The organism is Streptomyces xingningensis, assembly GCF_054957865.1.
Genome location: NZ_JBDJPF010000048.1, coordinates 1 through 23,493 on the forward strand (window position 1 = coordinate 1; position 23,493 = coordinate 23,493).

The window sequence follows — 23,493 nt, forward strand, 5'->3', positions numbered from 1 at the left end:
ATGCAGAAGCTGCGGAGTCTGGGGGCGAACGTGGAACTCCCCAACGGCTCCTGACCGACGCGGCGAACCACGGCGACGCCCCGGCTGGGGGTCCGGGGGTCATCCCCCGGGAAGACACAGCATGCAGAAGCTGCGGAGTCTGGGGGCGAACGTGGAACTCCCCAACGGCTCCTGACGCGGGGTCGGGCTACTTCAGCCCGTCCGGCGATTGAGGACGAACGCGGCGCAGCCGCGTTGCGGGGGCCGGGGGCTTGCCCCCGGAGGAAACGGTGAAAGGGCGGGGCCGGGGCACGGCACCCGCCCTGACGCCCCGCCAGACGCGCCAAAGGGCGGCCACCCCACCCGGGGTGGCCGCCCTTTCCGGCGCTGAGCACAGCGCCCAGGCCTACTTGCCCTTGGCGGCTTCCTTGAGCTTGGAGCCCGCGGAGACCTTCACGCTGTAACCGGCAGCGATCTGGATCGGCTCGCCCGTCTGCGGGTTGCGGGCGGTGCGAGCGGCACGGTGGGTGCGCTCGAAGGTCAGGAAGCCGGGGATGGTCACCTTCTCGTCGCCCTTGGCGACGATCTCGCCGACGGTCTCGGCGAAGGCGGCCAGAACGGCGTCGGCGTCCTTGCGGGTCACCTCGGCACGGTCGGCCAGAGCGGCCACCAGCTCACTGCGGTTCATGTTGTACTCCCGTGTTCTTCTTGCCAATGAGGCGTGAGATCGAAGCCGATGCTGCCAGGGCCCTCGGACAGTCCCCGGACCCGGGTCCGTTGCCGGACCCTCGCGCCCGGTTACGCATCCTGCCCCCACCAGTGGCGGGAAAGCCAATCCGGCACCCTGGAGAGTCACACGGAAAGCGCCACAGCCTCGGATGTGGCCGCGTTTTGCGGCCCGATTTCTGCCCGACACCTTATGGGGGGTGCCGGAGCCACGCGCCACGCGACGCGCCGTGATCAGACGGTCGTGGTGGCCGTCACAGCTCCTCCGGCGGCCTTGGCGGCCTCCCGGACGGCTCCGGCGACCGCTCCGGCGACCTTGTCGTTGAAGACGCTGGGGATGATGTAATTCGCGTTCAGCTCGTCCTCGGTGACCACATCGGCGAGCGCTGTGGCGGCCGCCAGCATCATCTCGGTGTTGACCGTGCGCGACTGGGCGTCCAGCAGGCCGCGGAAGACACCCGGGAAAACCAGCACATTGTTGATCTGATTGGGGAAGTCCGAACGGCCGGTGGCGACCACGGCGGCGGTCTGCCGGGCGATCGCCGGGTCCACCTCGGGGTCGGGGTTGGCGAGCGCGAAGACGATGGCACCGTCGGCCATCGCGGCCACGTCCTCGGCGCCCAGGACATTGGGGGCCGAGACGCCGATGAAGACATCGGCGCCGCGCACGGCCTCCTTGAGGGTGCCGGTGATGCTCTCGGGGTTGGTGTTGTCGGCGATCCAGCGCAGCGCGGAGCCGGGGTCGGCGGAGACCAGGTCCTCGCGGTCCGCGTGCACCACGCCGTGGATGTCGGCGACCACGGCGTGCTTCACCCCGGCGGCGATCAGCAGCTTGAGGATGGCCGTACCGGCCGCGCCCGCGCCGGACATGACGACCCGTACGTCGCCGATGGACTTCTCCACCACCCGCAGCGCGTTGGTGAGCGCGGCGAGCACCACGATGGCGGTGCCGTGCTGGTCGTCGTGGAAGACCGGGATGTCCAGGGCCTCGCGCAGCCGGGCCTCGATCTCGAAGCAGCGGGGCGCGGAGATGTCCTCCAGGTTGATGCCCGCGAAGCCGGGGGCGATGGCCTTGACGATCTCCACGATGGCGTCGCTGTCCTGGGTGTCCAGGCAGATCGGCCAGGCGTCGATGCCGGCGAAGCGCTTGAAGAGGGCCGCCTTGCCCTCCATGACGGGCAGCGCGGCCTTGGGGCCGATGTTGCCCAGGCCGAGCACGGCGGAGCCGTCGGTGACCACGGCCACCGAGTTGCGCTTGATGGTCAGGCGGCGGGCGTCCTCGGGGTTCTCCGCGATCGCCATGCACACCCGGGCCACTCCGGGGGTGTAGACCATGGAGAGCTCGTCACGGTTGCGGATGGGGTGCTTGGAGGCCATCTCGATCTTGCCGCCGAGGTGCATCAGGAAGGTGCGGTCGGAGACCTTGCCGACCGTGACGCCCTCGATGCCGCGCAGCTCGCGTACGATCTCGTCGGCGTGCGCGGTGGAGGTCGCGCCGATGGTGACGTCGATGCGCAGCATCTCGTGGCCGGAGGCGGTGACGTCGAGGCCGGTCACCGATCCGCCGGAGGACTCCACGGCCGTGGTGAGCTGGCTGACCGCGGTCCCGCTCGCCGGGACTTCCAGCCGGACCGTCATCGAGTACGAGACGCTAGGCGCCGTTGCCATGGCCGCTTTCCCCTGTTCTCTTTCCTGATCACGTTGTGCCGCGCGGTGTCCGCGGGACGTTCGATCGTCCCACCTACCGGCGGGTAGACGGTAACCAGCCGGGCATTCCGGAAGGTGTCTTTCGCCATACGAGAGCGGCATGGGGGCGCACGCTCCCTCCGGCGCAAACGCGACGGGCGCCCCGCTCCACATACGCGCCGTGGAACCGGGCGCCCGTCGGAACGCCTGTGACACCGACCCGCCATGCTCGCCTCGCGGCAAGTGGTCGCTCGAAGCGACGAAGGTTGGGCCCGGGGGCTTGGATCGGGCCGGTGCCGTACTCAGGCTAACAAACGCCCCCGGAAAGTGATTCCGGCAGCCGCCAAGCGGAGTGGATCAGTCCCGGAGCAGGTCCGGCACCCCGTGCTCATCCGGCTCGTCCCGCTCCCCCGCCAGCACCGTCAGCCGCTGGGTGGCCCGGGTGAGCGCCACATAGAGCACCCGCAGGCCCGCCGGGGACTCGTCGGCGATCTCGGCGGGCGAGACCACGATCGTCGCGTCGTACTCCAGACCCTTGGCCTCCAGGCTGCCGAGCACCACCACCCTCCCCCGGTCCCGGCTTCGCCCGGCCGGGGAGACCCCCACACCCAGCCCGCTCACCCAGCCGCGGGCCTGGGCCCGGCGGCTCATCGGGACCACCACGCCGATGGTGCCGTCCACCTCGGCCAGCAGGTGCGCCACCTCGTCCCGGACGGAGGCGGCCAGGCCGCTGGCCGCCACGGAGAACCGGGGCTCGACGCCGGTGGAGCGGACGGCCGCCGGGGACTCCATGCCCGGCATCGCCAGCGCCAGCACCTTCGCCGCCAGCTCCGCGATCTCCGCCGGGTTCCGGTAGTTGACCGTGAGCCGGAAGCGGCGGCGCGGGCGGGTGCCCAGCGCCTCGTCACGGGCCTCGGCCGCCTCGTCCGGGTCGGACCAGGAGGACTGCGCCGGGTCGCCGACGATCGTCCAGGTGGCGTGGCGGCCGCGGCGGCCCACCATCCGCCACTGCATGGGCGTCAGGTCCTGCGCCTCGTCGACGATGACATGGGCGTAGTCCCGGCGCTCCTGTGCCAGCCGCTCGGCCCGCTCGCGCCGGGACTCGGAACGGACCGGCATCAGCTCCTCCAGCCCGGTGAGATGGTCCAGCGGATCGGCCTCGCGCGGCCTGCGGGGCTGGGCGGGGGCGCCGAGCAGCGTCTCCAACTCGTCCAGCAGCGCCACGTCGTGCACCGACAGCGGCCCCTTGCCCCGGGCGTCCAGCCGCCCCAACGAGCGTGCCAGCAGCCGCACTTCACGCGGGTTGAGCACCCGGCGCGACCAGCGCGACAGGCGGCGTTCATCGGCCAGCGCGGCCAATACCTGACGCGGCGTCAACTCGGGCCACCAGGCGGCGAGGAAGTCGATGAAGGCGTCCTCGGTCGTGATGTCCTCGTCGAACGCGGCCCGCGCCTCCGCGGCGAGTTCGGGGTCGGTATAGCGCCGGGAGCCGCCCGCCCTGGCCCACAGGGCGTCCAGGATCAGCCGACGGGCGCGCGGGCGCAGCAGGTTGACCGGCGCACTCCCGCCCAGCGCGCTCTGCCGGATGCGCCGCAGCTCATCGGCGCCCAGCTCCAGCCGGGCGCCGAAGGCCACCACCCGCAGCCGCTCCGGCAGGCCCGCGGAACCGGCCGACGGCACGTCCAGCGCTCCGTGCACCGCCTTGCGCAGCACCTTCCGCATCCGCGCGGAGCCCTTGATCCGGGCGACGGCCGGTTCGTCGTAGGTGTCCGCCTCGGCCCCGTCCACCAGTGCACCCACCGCGCGGATCGCGACCTGCCCCTCCTCGCCCAGCGAGGGCAGCACGCCCTCGGTGTAGGCGACCAGCAGCGGGGTCGGCGAGACCACCAGGATGCCGCCCGCGTACCGCCGCCGGTCCTGGTAGAGCAGGTAGGCGGCGCGGTGCAGGGCGACCGCGGTCTTGCCGGTGCCCGGACCGCCCTCGACCTCGGTCACCGACGCCGCGGGGGCGCGGATCACCAGGTCCTGCTCGGCCTGGATCGAAGAAACGATGTCCCGCATGGTGTGACTGCGGGCCTGCCCCAGAGCCGCCATCAGCGCGCCGTCGCCCACCACGGGCAGCGCCGCCCCGTCCAGGGTGGTGGTCAGCTCCGGGCGCAGCAGGTCGTCCTCCACGCCGAGCACCTTGCGGCCCTTGGACCGGATGACCCGGCGGCGCACCACCCGGCCGGGCGCCACCGGTGTCGCCCGGTAGAAGGGCGCGGCGGCGGGCGCCCGCCAGTCGATGACCAGCGGGGCGTAGTCGGCGTCCAGCACGCCGATGCGGCCGATGTGCAGCGTCTCGGCGATCTCCGCCCGCTCGTCGCGGACCGCGTCCTCGGCGGGCTCGACGGAGGTGTACGCCCCGTCCGGTCCCTTCTTGCCGTCCTTGCCGGGCAGCAGGTCGATCCGGCCGAAGAGGAAGTCTTCGAACTCGCTGTTCAGCCGGTTGAGATGGACTCCGGCGCGGAACACCTGGGCGTCGCGCTCGGCGAGCGCCCCCGGTGTGCCGACCTGGCCGCGCTTGGCGGCGTCGTCCATGAGGAACTCCGCCTCGTGGATCTTCTCCTCGAGGCGCCGGTACACCCGGTCCAGATGGTGCTGTTCGGCACCGATCTCACGGTCGCGGACACCGTCCGGATGCTCGGTCCCGGTCTCCGTCGCCACGTGCGCGCGTGTGGCGTTCTGCGCGGCCACCCAGGCCCCCTTCTGTGTGCGTAGGGCAGCCTTCAACCGTACGCGAACAGGGGTACTGAGCGCACCTGTCAGGACATGAGAGGTTTGGCACGAAGGTCATACGTTGACGGTCGCGAGGTGCTTTCCGGCGAGCGTGCGGACCTCGAAGCGGGCGATGTCCTTGCGGTTGAAGGCCGTGCCGCCGTGGGTGTAGAGCGGCTCCTTGCCCTCCGGGTAGGACTTGCTGTCGACGCCCTTGTCCATCCCGTAGCCGGAGGGCGGCACCGCCCAGGTGGTGACCGTCTGCTCCTGCCCGTTGTGGCCCACCGCCACCAGGGCGCAGGTCTCCGGGCCGGTGACATTGCCCAGCTTGAGGGCGACATGGGTGCCCCAGGGCTTGCTCTCCAGCGAGACGCTCGCGGCGGCCCTGGTCACCGGGTCGACCGCGCTGTACTTGTCGCCGTGCTCATACATCTGCCGGGCCGCACTGGTGCCGTTGTGGCCGGAGTCGTCCTGCGAGGTGACGACCACGGCGGCCAGCGGCCCGGTGACCACCAGCACCGAGGCCGCCGCCGCGAACAGCAGCCGGCGGGTGCGCTGCACCCGGCGGACGCCCGTGACATCCACGATCAGCCGGTCCAGCAGCCGCGGCCCGGGCTCCGGAAGGGCGGCGCCCGACTCCTTGAACCCGGCCAGCAGCGGGGGCAGGTCCATCAGCTCCTCGAGTTCCACGGCGCACTCCGGACACTCGGCGAGGTGCTCCTCGAAGCGGGCCGCCTCGGCCGCCTCGAGGACGCCGAGCGCATAGGCGCCCACGTCCGTGTGTCGAGTCGGCTCGGTCATGCCGTCACTCCCCGTTCCTCGAGCGAGAGCTTCATGGAACGCAGGGCGTAGAAGACCCGGGACCGTACCGTCCCGGCCGGTACACCCAGCTCCTCGGCCGCTTCGCTCACCGTGCGTCCTTTGAAATAGGTCTCAATCAGGGCCTCTCGATGGGCTTGGGACAGATCGCGCAGCGCGTCGGAGATCGTCATCAGGCGCAGTGCCCGGTCGATCTCGTCCGCCGCGGGCAGCTGTTCGAGCGGCCCGGGGTCGACCTCCCGGGGCCGCGCCTGCCGGCTCCGGTGGCTGTCGATGACGATGTGCCGGGCGACGGTCACCAGCCAGGGCCGTACGGAACCGGTGGCTCCGCGCAGCCGGTCGGCATTGCGCCAGGCACGCAGCAGGGTCTCCTGGACGACGTCCTCGGCTCGTTGCCGGTCCCCCGCCACCAGCCGGGAGACAAAGGCGAGAAGGGCTGCGGCGTGTTCCTCGTAGAGAGCTCGCATCAGCTCTTCGTCAGGGCGCGTCCGGTCTGCCACTCCGGCATCCTTGCGCAAGGCATTCCCCTGGGTCGATAGGACGATTCGGTGATTCCCGGGGCCCTGACCCGGGTCACCTCGACCAGGAGTACGAGCACGGGAAACGAACCGTTCATCGCCGGCGGCCGAATTCGCGAAAGAATCTTGAACTTCCCCGCCCCATACGGATCCACTGGCCGGGATGTTCAATGGAATCCCTGTGATTGTGCCCTCAAAAACCGGCTGAGCACTCACGCCCCGGCAGCCGTACGACTCCCGGGAGAGACCGGTGCAGGGAGCACCGGTACGACAGGGGGACGTCACCATGAAGCGCAGCAGCGTCATCTTCACCACCGCCACCGCTGTGGCCGCGATCGCCGCGGGCACCGCCTTCGGCATGTCCCTCCCGGACGGCGACACATCCGAGGACCAACAGGGCCCGGAGCACCCGCTCCATCGGCCGACAGCCAACGCGGACAGCGCACTTGACACCATCGACGACACCGCCGCCACCCGCAACGCGACCTTCTTCGCGGGCAGCCTCGGCGGCGACCAGGAGGTCCCCGTGCCCGGCGGTCCGGCCGTGGGCGACCCGAACGGACACGCCCTCGCCGTGATGCGCGTCCAGGGCGACCGGGTGTCCTTCGCCTTCTCCTTCCACGGCATCGGGACACCCACCATGGGCCACCTCCATCAGGGGGTGCGGGGCAGGAACGGCGAGGTGCGGATTCCCTTCTTCACCCGGAAACTGCCGGACGGCCGCAGCTTCGCAACCGGCACGGTGAAGGTCACCGACATGCGCCTGCTGGAGGCGGTCGGCGCCACCCCCGGCGATTTCTATGTCAACCTGCACACCGAGAAATTCCCCGGCGGCGCGGTACGCGGCCAGCTGCACAAACTCGACCGCCCGCTCGACATGAACCAGGCGCTCAACAGCCTTGCCGCGCCAGTGGTCCGGGGCAGCCAGATCTACACCTGCGCCAGGCAGGACGACGGTACCTTCGCCTTCACCCAGAACGATGTCCGCGCCACCCTCGGCCAGGACATCGTCCACTCCTCCACCCGCCCCGGCGGCGCCCCGCAGTGGGTGGCACCCGACCGCTCCGCCGTCACCGGCAAGCTCCTCGGCCGGCTGCCCAACGGCGATACGAACATCCCCGAGCTCGACCTCGCCGCCGACTCCTCCGGCGAACCGCGCGGCCTGCTCGCCTCGACCGGCGAGGTGCTGCGCCTGAACACCCACGGCGGCGTGGCCCCGACCGGCGCCTGCGACCCGCACCGGCAACCCCGGATCGCGGTGCCGTACCGGGCCGACTATCTGTTCATCGCCAAGTAGCCGCTCAGGCCTGGCCGTTGAGCACTCGCTTCCGGTGCCGCGCCACCCGCTCGCGGTTGCCGCACACCTCGCTGGAACACCAGCGACGACGGCGCCCCCGCGAGGTGTCGAGGTAGAGCAGCGTGCAGGTCTCGCCCTCGCACTGCCGCAGCAGGCCGCGCACGGCCGGGTCGGTCAGCAGCTCCACGGCGTCCCGGGCCACCAGGCCCACCAGGGCGGCACACTCGGGGGCGCCGGCGACGGCCCGTACCAGACCGCCGTCGGCGCCCCTGACCGCGTGCAGTACGGGCGGCGCGGTGGACGCGAGGGCATTCACCCGCTCGAGATCCCGGTCGGCGGCCCGCCCACCGGTCCCGGCCTCGGCATGGACGACCCGGTGCAGCAGCTCGCGCACCGCGTGGAAGCACCCGAGCCAGGCCGCGTCCACCGCATCCAGCGAGGCGCCCGGGGGCACGCTCCCGGAGCCCACCAGCCAGGCCCGCAGCCGCTCGGGGGTGCCCAGCCGCTCGACCGGCTCCGCGCCGGGCCGCCCGGCCACCGTGGCCACCAGATCCAGGCACAACCGCCCGGAGTCGAACCGCAGATCGTGGGAGGCCGCCGCCATGTGCGTGTCACCTTTTCCCGGTGGGAGGAGGTACGCCACTCCCAGGGTGCCCGGCGAGACGGCCACCCGGAACCCCTGGGGCAGCTGGGAATCAGCCCTCAGGCGCCCCTCAGGAACCCGTCACCATGCGCGCTGATGTGGGCCTCCAGCGCGGACAGCGCACTCTCGGTGGCCTCCGGCGTCCCGCTCCCCCGCTTCTCCGCGTAATAGGCGGCCCCCACCTTCCTCAGCAGGTCATTGCCCGCCCGCTGCTGCTGCACCTCATCGACCTTCTGCTTGCCCTGCTGCAGCGCTTGCTGCGCCTGCTCCTTGGCCCGGTCCAGAAATCCCGCCATGGTGCGCCTCCCGATCGATCGAAAAGTCGACTCCCCAGCATTGTCAACCCCTTCGGCGGACCCCGGCAAGCGGCACCCGCCACCGCCGCCCCGCGGGACACGGTCGATGTCCGGCGCAGCCGTCAGCCCCAGGTGAGCCGGCACCACACCGGACGACCGGCGGGTGCGCCCGTCCGCGGATCCCCGGACCGGCCCGCTAGCGGGCGCTCGCGCCGCGCCGGTGCCGTCGCCGGACCAGCACACCGCCGAGCACCGCCCCGGCCAGCGCACCGCCGCCGACGGCCGTGATCAGGACCGTGTTGTCCGAGCCGCCCGGACCGCCGCTCCCGGCAGCGGACCCGGCGGCCGCGGGCGTCACCGTGGCCTTGGCCACGGCGGCCGTGACGACCAGCTTCTCGGTCTTCTTCACCCGGCCGTGGTGGCTTATGACGGTGACCGGGTACTCCCCGGCCCCCAGGTCCTTGCGGATGCGCGCCGGGCCGAAGAAGCGCGGATCGTCGCCGTCCGCGGCCTTGCTGTCATCTCGCCTGAGCTGCACCGGGTGCTCGAAGGCCGGGGAGGTGGCGGTCAGTTGCTCCTCCTCGCCCGGGTCGGGAGAGGCGTCGCGCCACAGCACATTGACCGTCCCGCCGGCGCCCACCCGGTGCCCTCGGGCGCGGGCCTGCTCGGGGCTGCCGGAGGGGGTGTAGAAGGCGGGGCCGCGAGCCCGGCCCAGATAGTCGCTGTCGCTCGGCTCGGCGGCCCCCACCCGCAGCGGCTTCTCGTCGATGACCCGGCCACCCGGGCCGGTGAGCGTGACCTTGTAGGTGCCGTCCTTCGCCGTGCGCGGCAGGGTCACCAGGGCGGCGAAGAACCGGGGGTTGTTCCAGTCGCTTCCCTCGGGGTCGTGCTTCAGCCGCACCGGGGCGGGGAGGACGGGCGAGGTCACGGTGAAGGAGTTGCCGGTCTCGCCCGGATACAGATCGTCGAAGCTCATCCCGAACTGTTCGCCCGGCCGGATCACTTCATCGGGCGCGGTCACCCGGAAGACCGGCCGCACCGGCGCCTTCACTCCGATCCGCTCCTTGGCCACCACCCGACCGCCGACCTTGACGGTGAGCGGGTACCACCCGGGCTTGACCCGCATCCCGACCGCCACCCGCCCCCGGACGCCCTCGCCGTCGTGCACGGTCAGCCGCACCGGACGCGGAAAGACCGGCGAGGAGACGACCGGCTCGTCCTTGGCCCCGCGCACATCGATGTCGACCAGCTCCCCGGGCCGGTTGTCCGAATCGCCATTGATCAGCACCTGCACGCCGTCGTCGGCGAATGCGGTGGCACCGCCGGTCAGCAGCAGCGCGCCGGCAGCTGTCGCGACCACGGCCGTCCGCGTCCAGTTCATCGTGCCACCCCCTTTGTCACCTAGTGAGAGGGCCGGTCCGGCTCCTCGGTTGCGCGTAGCTCGGTCACACGTACGGCAGAGGCCCCACCGCCGAAAGCGGTGGGGCCTCTGCCTCACATGGGATACGAGTAGACGGGCTGACACAAGCCGATACCGCGACAACCCACGTTAGCAGGGCCGATGCTCCCACAAGGGGCACAAACGATCATGAACCCGGGCCCCCTTCCCGACCTCCAGGACGCTCAGCCCTCGGCACACCATCCACCGATTTATAAGACTTTTAGCTCCCGCTTGCACACCTGTTGACGAGAGATCGGCGCCGTTCCTAGCCTGACGAACGACCGTTCATGCATCACCCACCTGACGAACTCCGGCGCATCCCCGTGCCCATGGGCAGCGGGGTGACCGGTTCTGCCTGAAGGGCGGCACCATGGCGGAAGTCCCGCAGGCGCATTCACCGCTTCCCCCCAAGCCGGTGGATGTGGATGTGATCGAGAACGCCATCGGCGAGCTGTTGCGCGGTCTCGGCCAGGGCGACAAGAGCGAGGTGATGGCACAGACCCCGCGCCGGGTGGCGGAGCTGTACGCCCAGACGATCAACCCGGGTGACATCGACATCGAAGAGGACTTCAAGGTCTTCGACAACCCCGGGATGCAGGACCTGATCCTTGTCAACGACGTGCATTACGTGTCCCTGTGCGAACATCATCTGGCCCCCGCCTTCGGGGTCGCCCACCTCGGCTACGTCCCCGACCGCAAGGTGGCCGGCTACTCCAAGCTCAAGAAGGGCCTCAACTACCTCGCCCGCCAGCCACAGCTCAACGAGCGCCTGGTCGTGGACGCGGTGAACTTCCTGGAGGCGCGGCTGCAGCCGAAGGGCATCGGCCTGGTGCTGCGCAGCGCCCACTGCTGCATCGCGCTGCGGACCAACGCCCCCAGCCAGGAGGTCGTCACGGTGTTCGAGCGGCGCGGTGTGCTGCGCGAGGCGTGCCACTGGCAGCCGCTCTGGCAGAGCGCGGTCGCGGAGAAACCCGCCTTCCTGGGGAGGTAGGTGGCGTGCATGGACCGAGGACCGCAGCCCAAACCCCCGGCGGACGACGTGCAGCAGCTGGCCAACCAGATGCGGCAGGCGCTGCAGACCTGTTCCGTCCACACGGTCGGCCCCCTGGCGGCCTACGAACGGTGCACATCGGCCCTTGACGGGGGACGGATCACCCCGGAAGAGTTCCGGGAGATCGGCCGGAGGCTGGTCGCCCTGTCGAAGGAGCGCATACGCCGCTACGAGGCCGAGGGTGAGCACCCCGGCACCTCGCAGAAGATCAGCCGGGAGAAACGTCTTATCGGCTTCGTCGACGCGCTCTTCGCCCTCGGCATCCGCAAGAAGGACTGACAGCACAAAGGACTGACAGCACCGTGGAAAAATGGCCGGACACCTTCGTCGCCGTCGTCGGCAAGGGACGCAACTGCCCGTCGCACATCTATGAGTTGGCCCACGAGGTGGGCGGGATCGTGGCCCGACAGCCCGGCTGTCTCCTGGTGACCGGCGGCCTCGGGGGCGCGATGGAGGCCGCCGCGCGCGGCGCCAAGGAGCGCGGCGGCCGGGTGCTGAGCCTGCTGCCGGGCGCGGCGAACCGCACGACCTCCCCGTACGCGGGGGCGGACCTCGTGCTGGACACCGGGCTGACCGCGAACGGCCGCAACATCGTGCTGGCCAACGTGGCCGGTGCCATGATCGCCGTCCCCGGCTCGCACGGCTCGCTCCAGGAGATGATCATTGCCCTCGACGCGGAGAAGACCGTGTGGGCGGTCGGGGACCACACCACCCGGCTCCCCGGGGTCGAGTACCTGTCGTCCACGGCCGAACTCGCCGACCGGCTGGGAGCATTCGCCAAAGCCGCCGCCGAGACCCGCGGATAGCCGGTGGGCGCCGTCGTCCTGACCGTCGACCTGGCCATACTGGCCCACGCCGGGGACAGTGCCGGGAACGGCTGGCACGTCCTGCTGATCCGCAGGGGGACCGAGCCGTTCCGGGACCGCTGGGCACTGCCCGGCGGCAAGGTCGGTACCGAGGAGGACGCGCCGGCCGCGGCCTGCCGGGAGCTGCGGGAGGAGACGGGGGTGCACATCACCGGCACGGAGCTCGTCCCGGTGTCCTGGCACACCGCACCGGACCGCGACCCCCGGGGCCGCCATGTGAGCCTGGTGTACGCGGTGCTGCTGCCCGTCCTGCCGGGCGTCCGCGGCGGCGACGACGCAGCCGACGCGTGGTGGCAGCCCCTGCCCCCGCGCCCGGACGCCTTTCCCGACGCCGCAGCGGAGGGGCGGTTCGCCTTCGACCACGCCGCCGTCCTCCGGGACGTGCTGCACGACGCGCCCCACGGCCCGTCGGCGGGGCCGCGCGTGCGGGAGGCAACTCCCGCGGACGGCCCGGAGATCCGGCGCCTGCTGCGGGCCCAGCAGGTCCGGGGGAGAGCCCACGCGCGTGGCGGCCCTGGGCGGCTTTCTCCTGGGCTGCGCACTCCCCCACGACGAGGTCCTCGTCCACCCCCGCTGGCAAGGGCTGGGCGTGGAGGAACAGTTGACCGGCCATGACGAACCGCACAGCCCGTCCCGGCCGGGACGGCGCTCATGACCGGACCCACCGCACCTGACGCCGGCCCGGGGCGCGGCGCGATCACGCTGCTCACCGTGGGGACCGGCCTGTCCGTGGCCAACAACTACTATGTGCAGCCGCTGCTCGGCGCCATCGGCCGCGACTTCGACCTGCCCGCAGGACAGGCCGGCCTGCTGGTCACCGTGGCGCAGAGCGTGTACGCCCTGGCTCTGCTCCTCGTCCTTCCGCTCGGCGACCTGCTCGAACGGCGCCGGCTCATCGTCGGCCTGTGCGCGGCCTGTTCGGCCGGCCTCGTGCTGATGGCGAGCGCCGGTTCGGAGGCCGTCCTGCTGGTGGGAGCGGGGCTGGTGGGGCTGTGCTCCGTCGTCACCCAGGTGATGGTGCCCTATGCCGCCTCCCTGGCCGCTCCCGGCCGGCGCGGGCAGGTGGTGGGCACGGTCATGGCCGGGCTGCTGTGCGGCATCCTCTTCGCGCGGACCGTGGCAGGTGCCGTCGCACAGTGGGCCGGATGGCACGCGGTCTACTGGTGGGCGGCGGGCATGATGATCCTGCTGGCCGTGGCGGCCCGGGCAGTGCTGCCCGCATACCAGGAGACGGGCGCGCCGGGTTATCGACGTTTGGTCGCCTCGGTGTTCACGATGCTCGCCCGGGAGCCGGTGCTGCGACTGCGGGCGGCCTACGGGGCACTGTCCTTCGCGGCGTTCAGCGTGCTGTGGACCGCCCTGTCCTTCCTGCTGTCCGCGCCTCCCTACGGCTACTCGACCGGTGCCATCGGCCTGTTCGGCCTGGCCGGGCTGGCGGGGGCGCTGGCCGCGGCCCGGGCCGGCCGGCTGGCCGACCGCGGGCTGGCGGCCCCCGTCACCGGCGTCACCGCACTGCTGCTGCTCCTGGTGTGGATTCCCCTCGGGTTCGGCGGCACGCTGCTGCCGGTCCTCGTGCTCGGCATCGTCGTGTTCGACCTGGCCGCCCAGGGGATGCACATCACCAACCAGAGCGAGATCTACCGCCTCGCGCCCGAAGCCAGGTCCCGGCTCACCTCGGCCTATATGACGACGTACTTCCTGGCGGGGGCGGTGGGTTCGGCGCTCGCCTCGCTGGCCTGGGCCCGGTGGGGCTGGACCGGGGTCGCGCTCCTGGGGTCGGCGTTCGGGGCGGCCACGACCGCGCTGTGGCTGGTCTCCTCGCTGCGGTCCCGGCCGCCCGCAGAGCCGGGCACGGCGGGCGCGGCGCGGACCGGAACTCCCCGCTCGCCGCAGAGCCGTACGCCATGACGCCGGAGACCGTCCGCGCCCTGGCGGAGGAATTCATCCGGCTCCACCACCGGGAGAACCCCGCCGCGGGCCCGCCGCAACGGCGGCTGGCGGAGGTGGCCGCGGAGATCTCCCGCACCGGGACCTACCGGCACACACCACAGGAGCTGGAGTTCGGGGCCAGAGTCGCCTGGCGCAACAGCAACCGCTGCATCGGCCGGCTGTACTGGCGCTCCCTGACGGTTCGGGACCGGCGGCACATCGACGGTGCCGCCGGCGCCGACGGCGCCGAGCAGATCGTCGAGGAGGCCGTCCGGCACCTGCGGCAGGCGACCAACGGCGGACGGATACGCCCGTGCGTCACCGTCTTCGCCCCCGACACCCCGGGACGGCCGGGGCCGCGCATCCACAACGCCCAGCTCGTCCGCTACGCGGGCTACCCGCGCCCCGACGGCTCCGTCCTGGGCGACCCGGCGAGCCTGGAGATCACCGCCCTCGCGCGGAGCCTGGGCTGGCCCGGCGGCCCGGGCACCCCGTTCGACGTACTGCCGCTCGTCGTGGAGGGCCGCGGCGAGAAGCCACGCTGGTTCGACCTGCCGGACCCGGCCGTGCTCCAAGTGCCCCTCGAACACCCGGAGTTCAGCTGGTTCGCCCGGCTGGGCCTGCGCTGGTACGCGGTGCCGGCCGTCTCCGACATGCGACTGGAGATCGGCGGCGTGGTCTACCCCCTGGCCCCCTTCAACGGCTGGTACATGGGCACCGAGATCGGCGCCCGCAACCTGGCCGACACCGGCCGCTACGACCTGCTGCCGCACATCGCGCGGCTGATGCACCTGGACACCTCCCGGGACCGCTCGCTGTGGAAGGACCGGGCCCTGGTGGAGCTGAACGTCGCCGTGCTCCATTCCTTCGAGCGGGCGGGGGTCGCCATGAGCGACCACCACACCGAGGCGCGCCGCTTCCTCGACCACCTCGCCCGCGAGGAGCGCGCCGGGCGTCAGGTCGGGGCCGACTGGTCGTGGATCGTGCCGCCCCTCTCGGGCGCCGCCACCCCCGTCTTCCACCGCTACTACGACGGCGAACAGCGCCTCCCGGCGTTCCTGCACCCCCGGGAGACCGGGACCTGCCCCGCCGGGCCCTCCGCGAACACCGTCAAGTGCCCCGGTCCGCACGGCGGCAGTGCCCCCACGGCATGAAAAAAGCCTCCGACCCGCTAGCATTTTCGCAGGTCAGAGGCTTTTCATGGGGAGTGGAGATGGCGGGAATCGAACCCGCGTCCAACGGTGCGGAATCAGGACTTCTCCGAGCGCAGTTCGCTGCGATTTTCTCGGCCCCGGAGATCACGCGAACAAGTCTCCGACGGGCCCAGCCACTGTTTGGTTTCCCACCAGGTCCCGTGGCCGGACCTGGTGGTTTAGTCCCCTAGCTGATGCCAGGATCCGGGTCGGGAACAGCCCCGGGCTGACACTTCGCAAGTCGCTACTTAGGCAGCGAGGGCGAAGGAATCGCGCTTGGTGTTGGCGATTATTGGTTTCGGCATATGGTTTACGAGATCATTGCCGCTTCCTCGGCTCGCTTCCCCTGCTTCGACATCCGCTGTCGAAACCGATCATCCCCATGTTGGGTGTTTTTTTATCAAGCACCGCTCAAGGTGGTGCGCACCCTGGTGGGGTGTGCGTGGTCCATCGTACGTGACCGACGACGGCCCGTGCCAGCGCATTCCCTCAGGGGGACTACCGGGCGGCGTTCGCCCGCTGACGCCTGCGGGCCGCCGCGATCGCGCGGTCCGACTCCCGGCGGTCCTGCTTCTCGCGCAGGGTCTGCCGCTTGTCGTATTCCTTCTTGCCCCTGGCGAGGGCGATCTCGACCTTGGCCCGGCCGTCCTTGAAGTAGAGCGCGAGCGGCACGACGGTGTGCCCCGACTCGTCCGCCTTGGCGGCCAGCTTGTCGATCTCCACACGGTGCAGCAGCAGCTTGCGCTTGCGGCGGGCGCTGTGGTTGGTCCAGGTGCCCTGGGTGTACTCGGGGATGTGGACGTTGTGCAGCCAGGCCTCGCCGCCGTCTATCTGGACGAAGCCGTCGGCCAGCGAGGAACGGCCCTGGCGCAGCGACTTGACCTCGGTGCCGGTGAGCACCATCCCGCACTCATAGGTGGTGAGGATGTGGTAGTCGTGCCGCGCCTTCTTGTTCTGCGCGACGAGTTTTCGACCCGTCTCTTTGTCTTTGGATTGCTTTCCCATGGTGCCGCCATTCTCGCACCAGGGCGTGGCTGATGGGCCAGCCCGGGGTCCACGGCGTCTGGTGCGGTGCATCGCAAGGCGGAGCATTGCCCTCGTACTGGACGTACTTGGGTGATGCGACAACGCGGCGAGGTGCCGTGCCAGGCGTCGTGGGCCCCGGGCTGGCCCATCAGCCACGCACTACGCCCCCGTCCGCAGGCCACCCAATACTGTGCGGGCCCGGGGCTCCGCATCGCCCTCGACGATCAGGTCGGGGGTGATGCCGCGGCCGTCGACGGCATGCCCGGCGGGGGTGCGGTAGTGGCCGACGGTCAGCTCGGCCACCGAGCCGCCGGTCAGCCGGCTGGGCATCTGCACGGAACCCTTGCCGAAGGTGCGGGAGCCCACCAGGACGGCGCGGCCCCGGTCCTGGAGGGCGCCGGCCAGCAGTTCCCCGGCGCTCATGGTGCCGCCGTCGACCAGGACGACCAGCGGCCGTCTGATGTCGCCGCCCGGGCGGGCCTGCAGGGATCTCCGTCTGCCGTGCACGTCATAGGTGGCGACCAGGCCGCCGTCGAGGAAGGCGGAGGCGGTGGTGACGGCCTCGGTGACCAGGCCGCCGGAGTTGCCGCGCAGGTCGAGCAGGACGCCCTCGCCGGGTGCCGTCCCGCGTATCACGTCCTGCACCCGCACCCCGGTGCCCCTGATGAAGGAGCCGACCCTGATCCGGGTGGCGGTCGTCCCGCCGTCGCGGTAGCGGTCCGCGATGACACTCTCGGTGAGCAGTCGCTCACGGTGCAGTGTCAGTGCAGAGCGGCGGTCACCGTGCCGGAGCTGGAGCCGTACCGGAGTGCCGGGTGCGGCCTGTTCGCCGGCGAAGTCGCCGCGCAGCCGGGAGACGACCTCGGTGACCGGGTGCCCGGTCACCGGCACCCGGTCGACGGCGACCAGCCGGTCGCCCGCCGTGATCCCGGCGCGCTCGGCGGGGCTGGCCGGATGGACGTCGTCCACCTCGATCCGGCCGTCGCCGACCCGGCGCACGGAGAGGCCGACGCCGATGTACGCGCCGTCGAGGGCGCGCTCGAACCCCTGGTATTCACGGGCGCTGTAGACCGCGCTCCACCGGTCGCCGCCCCGGCTGACCGCGTCGGCGGCGGCCGCGGTGCCGTCCTTGCCGTCCCGCGCGGCCTGTTCCGCGGCTTCCGCCGCGCGCCTGTCGAGCGGCTTCCCCGCCGTACGGACGTCGGCCGGGTCGCGGGCGTACCGGCCGTCCGCGCCCCAGGAGCCGGTGGCCGCGCCCGTCGCCAGCACACCGGCGAAGACCAATGTCAGAGCGGCACCGCGACGGACGCGGCGCTGCGGGACGAACATCGTCGGGCCGGGCATGCGCGAGAGTCTAGGCCACCGACGGGCGCCGCATGGGGAGTTGACCCTTGCGGCGCTCCGGCCGCCCCAAGTCCGCTTAGACCTTGAGGTACTTGCGCAGGGCCACAAAGGCGGCCAGCGCGGGCATCAGCAGACCGACGGCGAGCACCAGCGGCAACTTGGACAACACCGAACCCCAGCCGATGAACTGGATCACATCGATGTGGTGGGCAAGCCAGTTCTCCACCAGGAAGTGCTGGCCGCAGGCGAGCATCACACAGGCGAGGCCCGCACCGAGCAGGCCGGCGACGGCCGCCTCCATGATGAACGGGATCTGGATGTAGAAGCTGGAGGCACCGACCAGCCGCATGATCCCCGTCTCCCGGCGGCGGCTGAACGCGGAGACCCGGACCGTGTTGACGATCAGCATCAGCGCAACGACGAGCATCAGGGCCATCACCCCGAGCGCCGCGAAGTTCATGCCGTTGAGCAGGTTGAAGAGGTTCTCCAGGGTGTCCTTCTGGTCCGCCACCTCCTGCACCCCGGGGCGGTTGGTGAAGGCGCTCGTGATGACCCTGTACTGGGTGGGGTCCTTGAGCTTGATGCGGAAGGACTCCTGCATCTGGTCGGGGGTGACAAAACCGGCGATCGGAGTCTTGCTGAACTGTTCCTTGTAGTGCTTGAACGCCTCGTCCGCCGTCTCGAATTGAACGCTCTTGACCACGTTCATCTTCTCGAGGTCGACCTTGATCTGCTTCTTCTGGTCCTCGGTGACCGCGCCCTTGGCACAGTTGCCGGCGCCCTGGGAGCCGGACTTGTTGCAGAGGTAGATCGAGACGTTGGCCTTGTCGTACCAGTAGCTCTTCATCGTGCTGACCTGCTCGCGCATCAGCAGCGACCCGCCGAAGAGGGCGAGCGACAGGGCGACGGAGACGATCACCGCGAATGTCATGGTGAGATTGCGGCGGAGGCCGACGCCGATCTCGGACAGAACGAACTGCGCGCGCATGGGCGTTCTCTCAGTGCCTTTCAGTGCTGGTAGCCGTAGACGCCGCGCGACTGGTCGCGCACGAGACGGCCCTGTTCGAGTTCGATGACACGCTTGCGCATCTGGTCCACGATCTGTTGGTCGTGGGTGGCCATGATGACGGTGGTCCCGGTCCGGTTGATCCGGTCCAGCAGCTTCATGATGCCGACGGAAGTCTGCGGGTCCAGGTTGCCGGTCGGCTCGTCGGCGATGAGCAGCAGCGGACGGTTGACGAACGCCCGGGCGATGGCCACCCGCTGCTGCTCACCGCCGGAGAGCTCGCCGGGCATCCGGCTCTCCTTGCCGCCCAGTCCCACCAGGTCGAGCACCTGCGGTACGGCCTTGCGGATCTCGCCGCGCGGCTTGCCGATGACCTCCAGGGCGAAGGCGACGTTCTCCGCCACCGTCTTGCTGGGCAGCAGGCGGAAATCCTGGAAGACGGTGCCCAACTGGCGTCGCATGTGCGGCACTTTCCAGTTGGAGAGTCTGGCCAGGTCCTTGCCGAGCACATGCACCTGACCGTGGCTGGCCTGCTCCTCGCGCAGGAGAAGCCGGAGAAAGGTGGATTTGCCGGAACCCGAGGAGCCGACGAGAAAGACGAACTCGCCCTTCTCGATCTCGAGCGAGACGTCACGGAGCGCCGGGCGGTTCTGTTTCGGGTAGGACTTGGAGACGTTGTCGAATCGGATCACGAGTGCACCATCGCGTCGACCTTGGAGAGCGGCACGGAACGCCGCATTCGCGGCTCCCGTCGGTGTGCGTGACCATACGCGAACGACCCGTGCACGCGCAGTCGGCATCCTGTGTCGGCGCGTTTATCACCGCCACCTTCGGGGACAAACCGAGCACAATCGGAACGCCGTCCGGGCATCGGGGGACCGGCCGCGCCGAACGGCGGGAAAGCTGGCACAGTGGTAGGGGGAACCTCGCGGCGCTCGCACGCGTTGGACGTACCGGAGGAGGACATCGCATGACATGCGACCGACTGGTGTGCGCCAACTGCGCGGCCCCCGTCAGCGAGGGCAGGTGCCCCGTCTGCCGGGCGAGCCGGGAGCGGCTGCAGCACCAGGATGGCTTTTTCGCCGGGCTGACCCCGGCCACGCTGATAGCGCTGCTGGTGGCGCTGGTCGCGGTGGCCGTGCTCGCCCGCAGCTTCGCCGTGTAGCGGCCGGGCGCAGGCCGGGCACCGGCCCGCTTTTGGCTACGTTCACGCACCTACGTTCAACAAGTACATACGTTCAAGGCCCGGAGCGGGATGCGCTCCGGGCCTTGTCGCTCTCTGTGCTGCCGTGCCTACGCCATGGCTCAGGCCGCGATATTGCGGTTGATCAGGCGCGGCAGCAGCCGGAAACCGACGCCGCCGGCGATCATCGTCGCGGCGCCGACCACCAGGAAGGTGGTCTGGCCGGCACCGGTCTGGGCGAGCTCTTCCTTGGGCTTGGCCTGCTGCACGGGCTTGGCGCCGATGCTGTCGGTGCCCGTGTTGCAGTTGCCGCTGTTGGTGTCCACCGGGCAGGTCTTGCCGCCGTCGGCGCCACCGGCGGTGGTGCCGTTGTGGTCGCCACCGGTGCTGCCGTCACTCGAGGTGGGCTTGCTGGTCGGCTGGGTCGGCTCGCCCGTCGGGACGGACGTCGGCTCCCCGGTCGGCTGCGGGCCCTGGGTGGGCTCCCCGGTAGGCTCCGGACCCTTGGTGGGGTCCTTGGTGGGCTCGTGGGTCGGTGCCGTCGGCGGGTCCGTCGGCGCCGTCGTGGGCTGCGGGATCGAGGTCGGGTCGCCAGTGGGCTTGGGATCGCCCGTCGGCTTCGGGCCGCCCGTGGGCTTGTCCGTCGGATCGGTGTCCACGGGCTTGGAAACGGTCTTCGAAAGACCGCCGAGCGGAACGTCGACCCCGGCGGCCGAGGCCGCACCGGCGGCCGTCAGCGAGGCACCCGCGACTATCACCGCGCCCGCGGTGATCCGCGCAGCGCGCAGCCGCGTCTTCTTTGTCATCTGCCTGCTACCCCCAGTAGCTGTCGTCAGTGGAGCAGCTATGCACAGGGTCGTGGCACTTCGGGGGTCGCGTACGTCAACTCCGGCCGCACAGGCCGGGGCGCGCCCCCACCACACGCACCCCAGTGATACGCATGCCGCCCGTCAGCCTTCCGACTTTTCGGGAGAGCGTCAAGGCGGATCCGTGCACTATGGCCGACAATGCGGCCTGTTGACCTACTTTTCCTGCTGCTTGCGCCAGCGGATACCGGCTTCCAGGAAGCCGTCGATGTCACCGTCGAGGACCGACTGCGGGTTGCCGACCTCGTGCTCGGTGCGCAGGTCCTTGACCATCTGGTAGGGGTGCAGGACGTAGGAACGCATCTGGTTGCCCCAGGAGTTGCCGCCGTCGCCCTTGAGCGCGTCCATCTTCGCCTGCTCCTCCTGGCGGCGCCGCTCGAGCAGCTTGGCCTGGAGGACGTTCATGGCGGTCGCCTTGTTCTGGATCTGCGAGCGCTCGTTCTGGCAGGAGACGACGATGCCGGTCGGAATGTGGGTCAGCCGCACCGCGGAGTCGGTGGTGTTGACGCCCTGACCGCCGGGGCCGGACGAACGGTAGACGTCGACGCGCAGCTCGGACTCGTCGATCTCGATGTGGTCGGTCTGCTCGACGACCGGCAGCACCTCGACGCCCGCGAAGGAAGTCTGGCGGCGGCCCTGGTTGTCGAACGGCGAGATGCGGACCAGGCGGTGGGTGCCCTGCTCGACCGAGAGCGTGCCATAGGCGTACGGCGCCTGCACGGCGAAGGTGGTCGACTTGATGCCGGCCTCTTCGGCGTACGAGGTCTCATAGACCTCGGTCTTGTAGCCATGGCGCTCGGCCCAGCGCAGATACATGCGCTGCAGCCGCTCGGCGAAGTCGGAGGCGTCCACCCCGCCGGCCTCGGCGCGGATGTTGACGACCGCCTCCCGCGCGTCGTACTCGCCGGAGAGCAGGGTGCGGACCTCCATCTCGTCGAGCGCCTTGCGGACCGCGGTCAGCTCGGTCTCGGCCTCGGCCTGGGCGTCGGCGTCGCCCTCGGCCTCGGCGAGCTCGAAGAGCACCCCGAGGTCGTCGATGCGGCCGCGCAGCGACTCGGTCTTGCGCAGCTCGGCCTGGAGGTGGGACAGCTGACTGGTGATCTTCTGGGCCGCCTCCGGGTCGTCCCAGAGCGAGGGGGCGGCCGCCTGCTCCTCGAGCACGGCGATGTCGGCCCTCATCTTGTCGAGGTCCAGAACGGCCTCGATCGACCCCATGGTCGAGGAGAGGGACTTCAGCTCTTCGGATACGTCAACGACTGCCACGCAACCAGCGTAACCGCTGCGCGGAGCGGCCAGGACCCGCCCGTTTCCTCCGGGGACCCGACGGACACACCCCGGCGCTACGGCCCGTTCCCCGGCTCCGGCTCCGTCTGATGGACGCCCGGCTTGGCATCGCCCGAGTCATGCCCCGCGGTGGCGAACCAGCCGCCCACCCCGGCGGCCGTGGCCAGCGCCACCGCCGCCGCACCCAGCTTGATCCGGCGCCGCCGGACCGTCTCCGCCTGGGTGCGACGGCGGGCGGAGCCCGCCCGGCGCTCGCCCGCTGCGCGGGGCGCTCGGGCCGTGCCGTTGGCGCCGCCCGCGAGCTCCTCCGGACCGGGCACCCGCATGCTGGTGTGCGTGTCGCGGCTGGAGTCGAAGGCCGGGGTCGGGACGAGCGGCACCGCGCCCCGCCGCCGTGGCTCGGGCGCCGCGGCGGCCTCGGCCGCGGGGTCGTAGCCGCCCTCCCGTCCGTCGGCCCCCGCCTCCCCTTCCGTCCCCGGATCGTCGATGTCGAGCGGCGGGATCCCGGCCAGCCCCGGCAGCAGTTCACGCAGCCGCACCCCCAGCTCGGAGGCGCGCAGCCGCGAGGCGGGCGCCTTGGCCAGGCACTGGACGACCAGCTGCCACAGCTCGTCCGGGATGCCCGGCAGCGGCGCCACGGTCTCGGTGACATGCCGGCGCAGGACCGCGCCGGGGTGCCCGCCGCCGAACGGGGTGAAGCCCGCGAGCAGTTCGTAGAGCACGGTCGCCAGGGCGTAGACATCGACGGAGGCACGCGGCGGCAGGCCCTCGATGATCTCGGGGGCGAGGTAGTCGGGCGTGCCGATGACGCTGCGCGGTCCGGGCGCCCGGCCGCCCGGCGCGGCGGGCCGCTCGCGGGCGTCGCGCGGGGTGTCCACCAGGCGGGCGATGCCGAAGTCGGTGAGCAGCGCGGGGTGGGCGCCGCCCGGGCCGAGCGGGCCCTGCATGTCGAGGAGGACGTTCTCCGGCTTGACGTCGCGGTGCACGATCCCGGCGGCGTGCGCGGCGGCCAGCCCGTCGGCGACGTCCGCCACGATGGCGACGGCGGCCTCCGGCGCCAGGCGGCGCTCGCGGTCCAGCCGGGTGCGCAGGTCCGTCCCCCGGATGAGGTCCATGACCAGGGCGAGGTCCGCGCCGTCCACGACCAGGTCGCGGACGCCGACCACCTGCGGGTGGTCGAGCCCCAGCAGGGCGGCGCGCTCCTGGACGAACCGGCCGACGAGCTCCTGGTCGGAGGCGAGGTCCTCGCGCAGGAGCTTGATGGCGACCGGGCCCTCGGGCCCCTCGCCGAGCCATACCGTGCCCGCGCTGCCGCGGCCGAGGACCTGATGGGCGGTGTACCGGCTGCCGATCTTCCGTGCCAAGACTTTTCCCCGACCCCTCCGACATCCGACAGGTGCGCCCTTTCGAAGGCGCGTCGCCGACAAAACTACGCGGCTGAGGGGATGTTAGGGGCACTGACCAGTGCCAATCTTCGCTTCTGCGGCAGAAAACACCCTTCGGGTGCGCGAAGGCAACCGGGTTGTGCCCAATCCCTTACCGGCCCTTGGCGGTTTGCTTTCCGAGGCTGGTCACCGGCCGGT

The 23,493-nt window shown here is 71.1% G+C and carries 23 protein-coding genes and 1 other RNA gene; 8 read left to right on the top strand and 16 right to left on the bottom strand.

Annotation, left to right across the window (positions count from 1 at the left end):
- Window positions 1-385: 385 nt before the first annotated feature.
- From ABCR83_RS23055 to ABCR83_RS23075, 5 genes are all read right to left on the bottom strand, one after another.
- On the bottom strand, window positions 386-667 hold the full coding sequence (locus ABCR83_RS23055; protein WP_018542329.1) for an HU family DNA-binding protein: 282 nt from the start codon (window positions 665-667) through the stop codon (window positions 386-388).
- 272 nt (window positions 668-939) lie between these two features.
- Window positions 940-2,373, bottom strand: a complete 1,434-nt coding sequence (locus ABCR83_RS23060; RefSeq protein ID WP_462697041.1) for a malic enzyme-like NAD(P)-binding protein — start codon at window positions 2,371-2,373, stop codon at window positions 940-942.
- Window positions 2,374-2,748: 375 nt separating this feature from the next.
- Window positions 2,749-5,127 (bottom strand): HelD family protein, encoded by a 2,379-nt coding sequence (locus tag ABCR83_RS23065; protein WP_462697042.1) that lies wholly within the window; start codon window positions 5,125-5,127, stop codon window positions 2,749-2,751.
- A 96-nt stretch (window positions 5,128-5,223) separates the two neighbouring features.
- Window positions 5,224-5,949: an anti-sigma factor family protein gene (locus ABCR83_RS23070; RefSeq protein ID WP_462697043.1), complete on the bottom strand. Its 726-nt coding sequence runs from the start codon at window positions 5,947-5,949 to the stop codon at window positions 5,224-5,226.
- The gene (locus tag ABCR83_RS23075; RefSeq protein ID WP_462697044.1) at window positions 5,946-6,485 is read right to left on the bottom strand and encodes a sigma-70 family RNA polymerase sigma factor; all 540 of its coding nucleotides are present in this window, start codon (window positions 6,483-6,485) and stop codon (window positions 5,946-5,948) included. The genes ABCR83_RS23070 and ABCR83_RS23075 overlap by 4 nt, the downstream gene beginning before the upstream one ends.
- 286 nt (window positions 6,486-6,771) lie before the next feature.
- On the opposite strand from ABCR83_RS23075, the gene ABCR83_RS23080 reads away from it, so the two are divergent.
- Complete coding sequence (locus ABCR83_RS23080) at window positions 6,772-7,782, top strand: CHRD domain-containing protein (protein WP_462697045.1); 1,011 nt, start codon at window positions 6,772-6,774, stop codon at window positions 7,780-7,782.
- A 4-nt stretch (window positions 7,783-7,786) separates the two neighbouring features.
- Here ABCR83_RS23080 and ABCR83_RS23085 read toward each other — a convergent pair whose 3' ends face one another.
- The 3 genes from ABCR83_RS23085 to ABCR83_RS23095 form a co-directional block, all read right to left on the bottom strand.
- On the bottom strand, window positions 7,787-8,386 hold the full coding sequence (locus tag ABCR83_RS23085) for a CGNR zinc finger domain-containing protein (RefSeq protein ID WP_462697046.1): 600 nt from the start codon (window positions 8,384-8,386) through the stop codon (window positions 7,787-7,789).
- A 98-nt stretch (window positions 8,387-8,484) separates the two neighbouring features.
- Window positions 8,485-8,721 carry a hypothetical protein gene (locus ABCR83_RS23090; RefSeq protein WP_462697047.1) on the bottom strand — a complete coding sequence of 79 codons (237 nt, stop codon included), beginning with the start codon at window positions 8,719-8,721 and terminating at the stop codon, window positions 8,485-8,487.
- Window positions 8,722-8,917: 196 nt separating this feature from the next.
- Window positions 8,918-10,102, bottom strand: a complete 1,185-nt coding sequence (locus ABCR83_RS23095; protein WP_462697048.1) for a hypothetical protein — start codon at window positions 10,100-10,102, stop codon at window positions 8,918-8,920.
- 430 nt (window positions 10,103-10,532) lie between these two features.
- Between ABCR83_RS23095 and ABCR83_RS23100 the strand changes: the two genes are divergently transcribed.
- Genes ABCR83_RS23100 through ABCR83_RS23125 form a run of 6 tightly spaced genes read left to right on the top strand, consistent with a single transcriptional unit; the run spans window position 10,533 to window position 15,162 of the window.
- Window positions 10,533-11,153, top strand: a complete 621-nt coding sequence (locus ABCR83_RS23100) for a GTP cyclohydrolase I (RefSeq protein ID WP_462697049.1) — start codon at window positions 10,533-10,535, stop codon at window positions 11,151-11,153.
- A 9-nt stretch (window positions 11,154-11,162) separates the two neighbouring features.
- Window positions 11,163-11,492: a hypothetical protein gene (locus tag ABCR83_RS23105; protein ID WP_462697050.1), complete on the top strand. Its 330-nt coding sequence runs from the start codon at window positions 11,163-11,165 to the stop codon at window positions 11,490-11,492.
- 23 nt (window positions 11,493-11,515) lie between these two features.
- Window positions 11,516-12,019 carry an SLOG cluster 4 domain-containing protein gene (locus ABCR83_RS23110; protein ID WP_462697051.1) on the top strand — a complete coding sequence of 168 codons (504 nt, stop codon included), beginning with the start codon at window positions 11,516-11,518 and terminating at the stop codon, window positions 12,017-12,019.
- 3 nt (window positions 12,020-12,022) lie between these two features.
- A complete protein-coding gene (locus ABCR83_RS23115; protein WP_462697052.1) occupies window positions 12,023-12,694 on the top strand; it encodes an NUDIX domain-containing protein in 672 nt (223 codons plus the stop codon).
- A gap of 36 nt (window positions 12,695-12,730) precedes the next feature.
- Complete coding sequence (locus ABCR83_RS23120; RefSeq protein ID WP_462697053.1) at window positions 12,731-13,987, top strand: MFS transporter; 1,257 nt, start codon at window positions 12,731-12,733, stop codon at window positions 13,985-13,987.
- Window positions 13,984-15,162 carry a nitric oxide synthase oxygenase gene (locus ABCR83_RS23125; protein WP_462697054.1) on the top strand — a complete coding sequence of 393 codons (1,179 nt, stop codon included), beginning with the start codon at window positions 13,984-13,986 and terminating at the stop codon, window positions 15,160-15,162. The genes ABCR83_RS23120 and ABCR83_RS23125 overlap by 4 nt, the downstream gene beginning before the upstream one ends.
- A gap of 51 nt (window positions 15,163-15,213) precedes the next feature.
- Here the strand turns inward: ABCR83_RS23125 and ssrA are convergent.
- From ssrA to ftsE, 5 genes are all read right to left on the bottom strand, one after another.
- Window positions 15,214-15,583: a transfer-messenger RNA gene (ssrA, locus tag ABCR83_RS23130) on the bottom strand.
- A gap of 116 nt (window positions 15,584-15,699) precedes the next feature.
- Complete coding sequence (gene smpB, locus ABCR83_RS23135) at window positions 15,700-16,206, bottom strand: SsrA-binding protein SmpB (protein ID WP_462697055.1); 507 nt, start codon at window positions 16,204-16,206, stop codon at window positions 15,700-15,702.
- Between the two features lie 180 nt (window positions 16,207-16,386).
- Window positions 16,387-17,571 (bottom strand): S41 family peptidase, encoded by a 1,185-nt coding sequence (locus ABCR83_RS23140; RefSeq protein ID WP_462697056.1) that lies wholly within the window; start codon window positions 17,569-17,571, stop codon window positions 16,387-16,389.
- 76 nt (window positions 17,572-17,647) lie between these two features.
- Window positions 17,648-18,559: a permease-like cell division protein FtsX gene (gene ftsX, locus ABCR83_RS23145; RefSeq protein WP_462697057.1), complete on the bottom strand. Its 912-nt coding sequence runs from the start codon at window positions 18,557-18,559 to the stop codon at window positions 17,648-17,650.
- 20 nt (window positions 18,560-18,579) lie between these two features.
- Window positions 18,580-19,269, bottom strand: a complete 690-nt coding sequence (gene ftsE, locus ABCR83_RS23150; protein WP_462697058.1) for a cell division ATP-binding protein FtsE — start codon at window positions 19,267-19,269, stop codon at window positions 18,580-18,582.
- A gap of 278 nt (window positions 19,270-19,547) precedes the next feature.
- Here ftsE and ABCR83_RS23155 point away from each other — a divergent pair, with 278 nt between their 5' ends.
- A complete protein-coding gene (locus tag ABCR83_RS23155) occupies window positions 19,548-19,742 on the top strand; it encodes a hypothetical protein (protein WP_462697059.1) in 195 nt (64 codons plus the stop codon).
- Between the two features lie 140 nt (window positions 19,743-19,882).
- Here the strand turns inward: ABCR83_RS23155 and ABCR83_RS23160 are convergent, their stop codons facing one another.
- The 3 genes from ABCR83_RS23160 to ABCR83_RS23170 form a co-directional block, all read right to left on the bottom strand.
- Window positions 19,883-20,566 (bottom strand): hypothetical protein, encoded by a 684-nt coding sequence (locus tag ABCR83_RS23160; RefSeq protein ID WP_462697060.1) that lies wholly within the window; start codon window positions 20,564-20,566, stop codon window positions 19,883-19,885.
- 216 nt (window positions 20,567-20,782) lie between these two features.
- Window positions 20,783-21,889 carry a peptide chain release factor 2 gene (prfB, locus tag ABCR83_RS23165; RefSeq protein WP_462697061.1) on the bottom strand — a complete coding sequence of 369 codons (1,107 nt, stop codon included), beginning with the start codon at window positions 21,887-21,889 and terminating at the stop codon, window positions 20,783-20,785.
- A 77-nt stretch (window positions 21,890-21,966) separates the two neighbouring features.
- Window positions 21,967-23,274: a serine/threonine-protein kinase gene (locus tag ABCR83_RS23170; protein ID WP_462697062.1), complete on the bottom strand. Its 1,308-nt coding sequence runs from the start codon at window positions 23,272-23,274 to the stop codon at window positions 21,967-21,969.
- Window positions 23,275-23,493 lie beyond the last annotated feature (219 nt).

Excerpts from the sequence above, each read along its gene's own strand:
- ABCR83_RS23055 (WP_018542329.1), bottom strand. The coding sequence starts at position 667 with ATGAACCGCAGTGAGCTGGTGGCCGCTCTGGCCGACCGTGCCGAGGTG.
- ABCR83_RS23060 (WP_462697041.1), bottom strand. The coding sequence starts at position 2,373 with ATGGCAACGGCGCCTAGCGTCTCGTACTCGATGACGGTCCGGCTGGAA.
- ABCR83_RS23070 (WP_462697043.1), bottom strand. The coding sequence starts at position 5,949 with ATGACCGAGCCGACTCGACACACGGACGTGGGCGCCTATGCGCTCGGC.
- ABCR83_RS23080 (WP_462697045.1), top strand. The coding sequence starts at position 6,772 with ATGAAGCGCAGCAGCGTCATCTTCACCACCGCCACCGCTGTGGCCGCG.
- ABCR83_RS23085 (WP_462697046.1), bottom strand. The coding sequence starts at position 8,386 with ATGGCGGCGGCCTCCCACGATCTGCGGTTCGACTCCGGGCGGTTGTGC.
- ABCR83_RS23090 (WP_462697047.1), bottom strand. The coding sequence starts at position 8,721 with ATGGCGGGATTTCTGGACCGGGCCAAGGAGCAGGCGCAGCAAGCGCTG.
- ABCR83_RS23095 (WP_462697048.1), bottom strand. The coding sequence starts at position 10,102 with ATGAACTGGACGCGGACGGCCGTGGTCGCGACAGCTGCCGGCGCGCTG.
- ABCR83_RS23100 (WP_462697049.1), top strand. The coding sequence starts at position 10,533 with ATGGCGGAAGTCCCGCAGGCGCATTCACCGCTTCCCCCCAAGCCGGTG.
- ABCR83_RS23105 (WP_462697050.1), top strand. The coding sequence starts at position 11,163 with ATGGACCGAGGACCGCAGCCCAAACCCCCGGCGGACGACGTGCAGCAG.
- ABCR83_RS23120 (WP_462697053.1), top strand. The coding sequence starts at position 12,731 with ATGACCGGACCCACCGCACCTGACGCCGGCCCGGGGCGCGGCGCGATC.
- ABCR83_RS23125 (WP_462697054.1), top strand. The coding sequence starts at position 13,984 with ATGACGCCGGAGACCGTCCGCGCCCTGGCGGAGGAATTCATCCGGCTC.
- smpB (WP_462697055.1), bottom strand. The coding sequence starts at position 16,206 with ATGGGAAAGCAATCCAAAGACAAAGAGACGGGTCGAAAACTCGTCGCG.
- ABCR83_RS23140 (WP_462697056.1), bottom strand. The coding sequence starts at position 17,571 with ATGCCCGGCCCGACGATGTTCGTCCCGCAGCGCCGCGTCCGTCGCGGT.
- ftsX (WP_462697057.1), bottom strand. The coding sequence starts at position 18,559 with ATGCGCGCGCAGTTCGTTCTGTCCGAGATCGGCGTCGGCCTCCGCCGC.
- ABCR83_RS23155 (WP_462697059.1), top strand. The coding sequence starts at position 19,548 with ATGACATGCGACCGACTGGTGTGCGCCAACTGCGCGGCCCCCGTCAGC.
- ABCR83_RS23160 (WP_462697060.1), bottom strand. The coding sequence starts at position 20,566 with ATGACAAAGAAGACGCGGCTGCGCGCTGCGCGGATCACCGCGGGCGCG.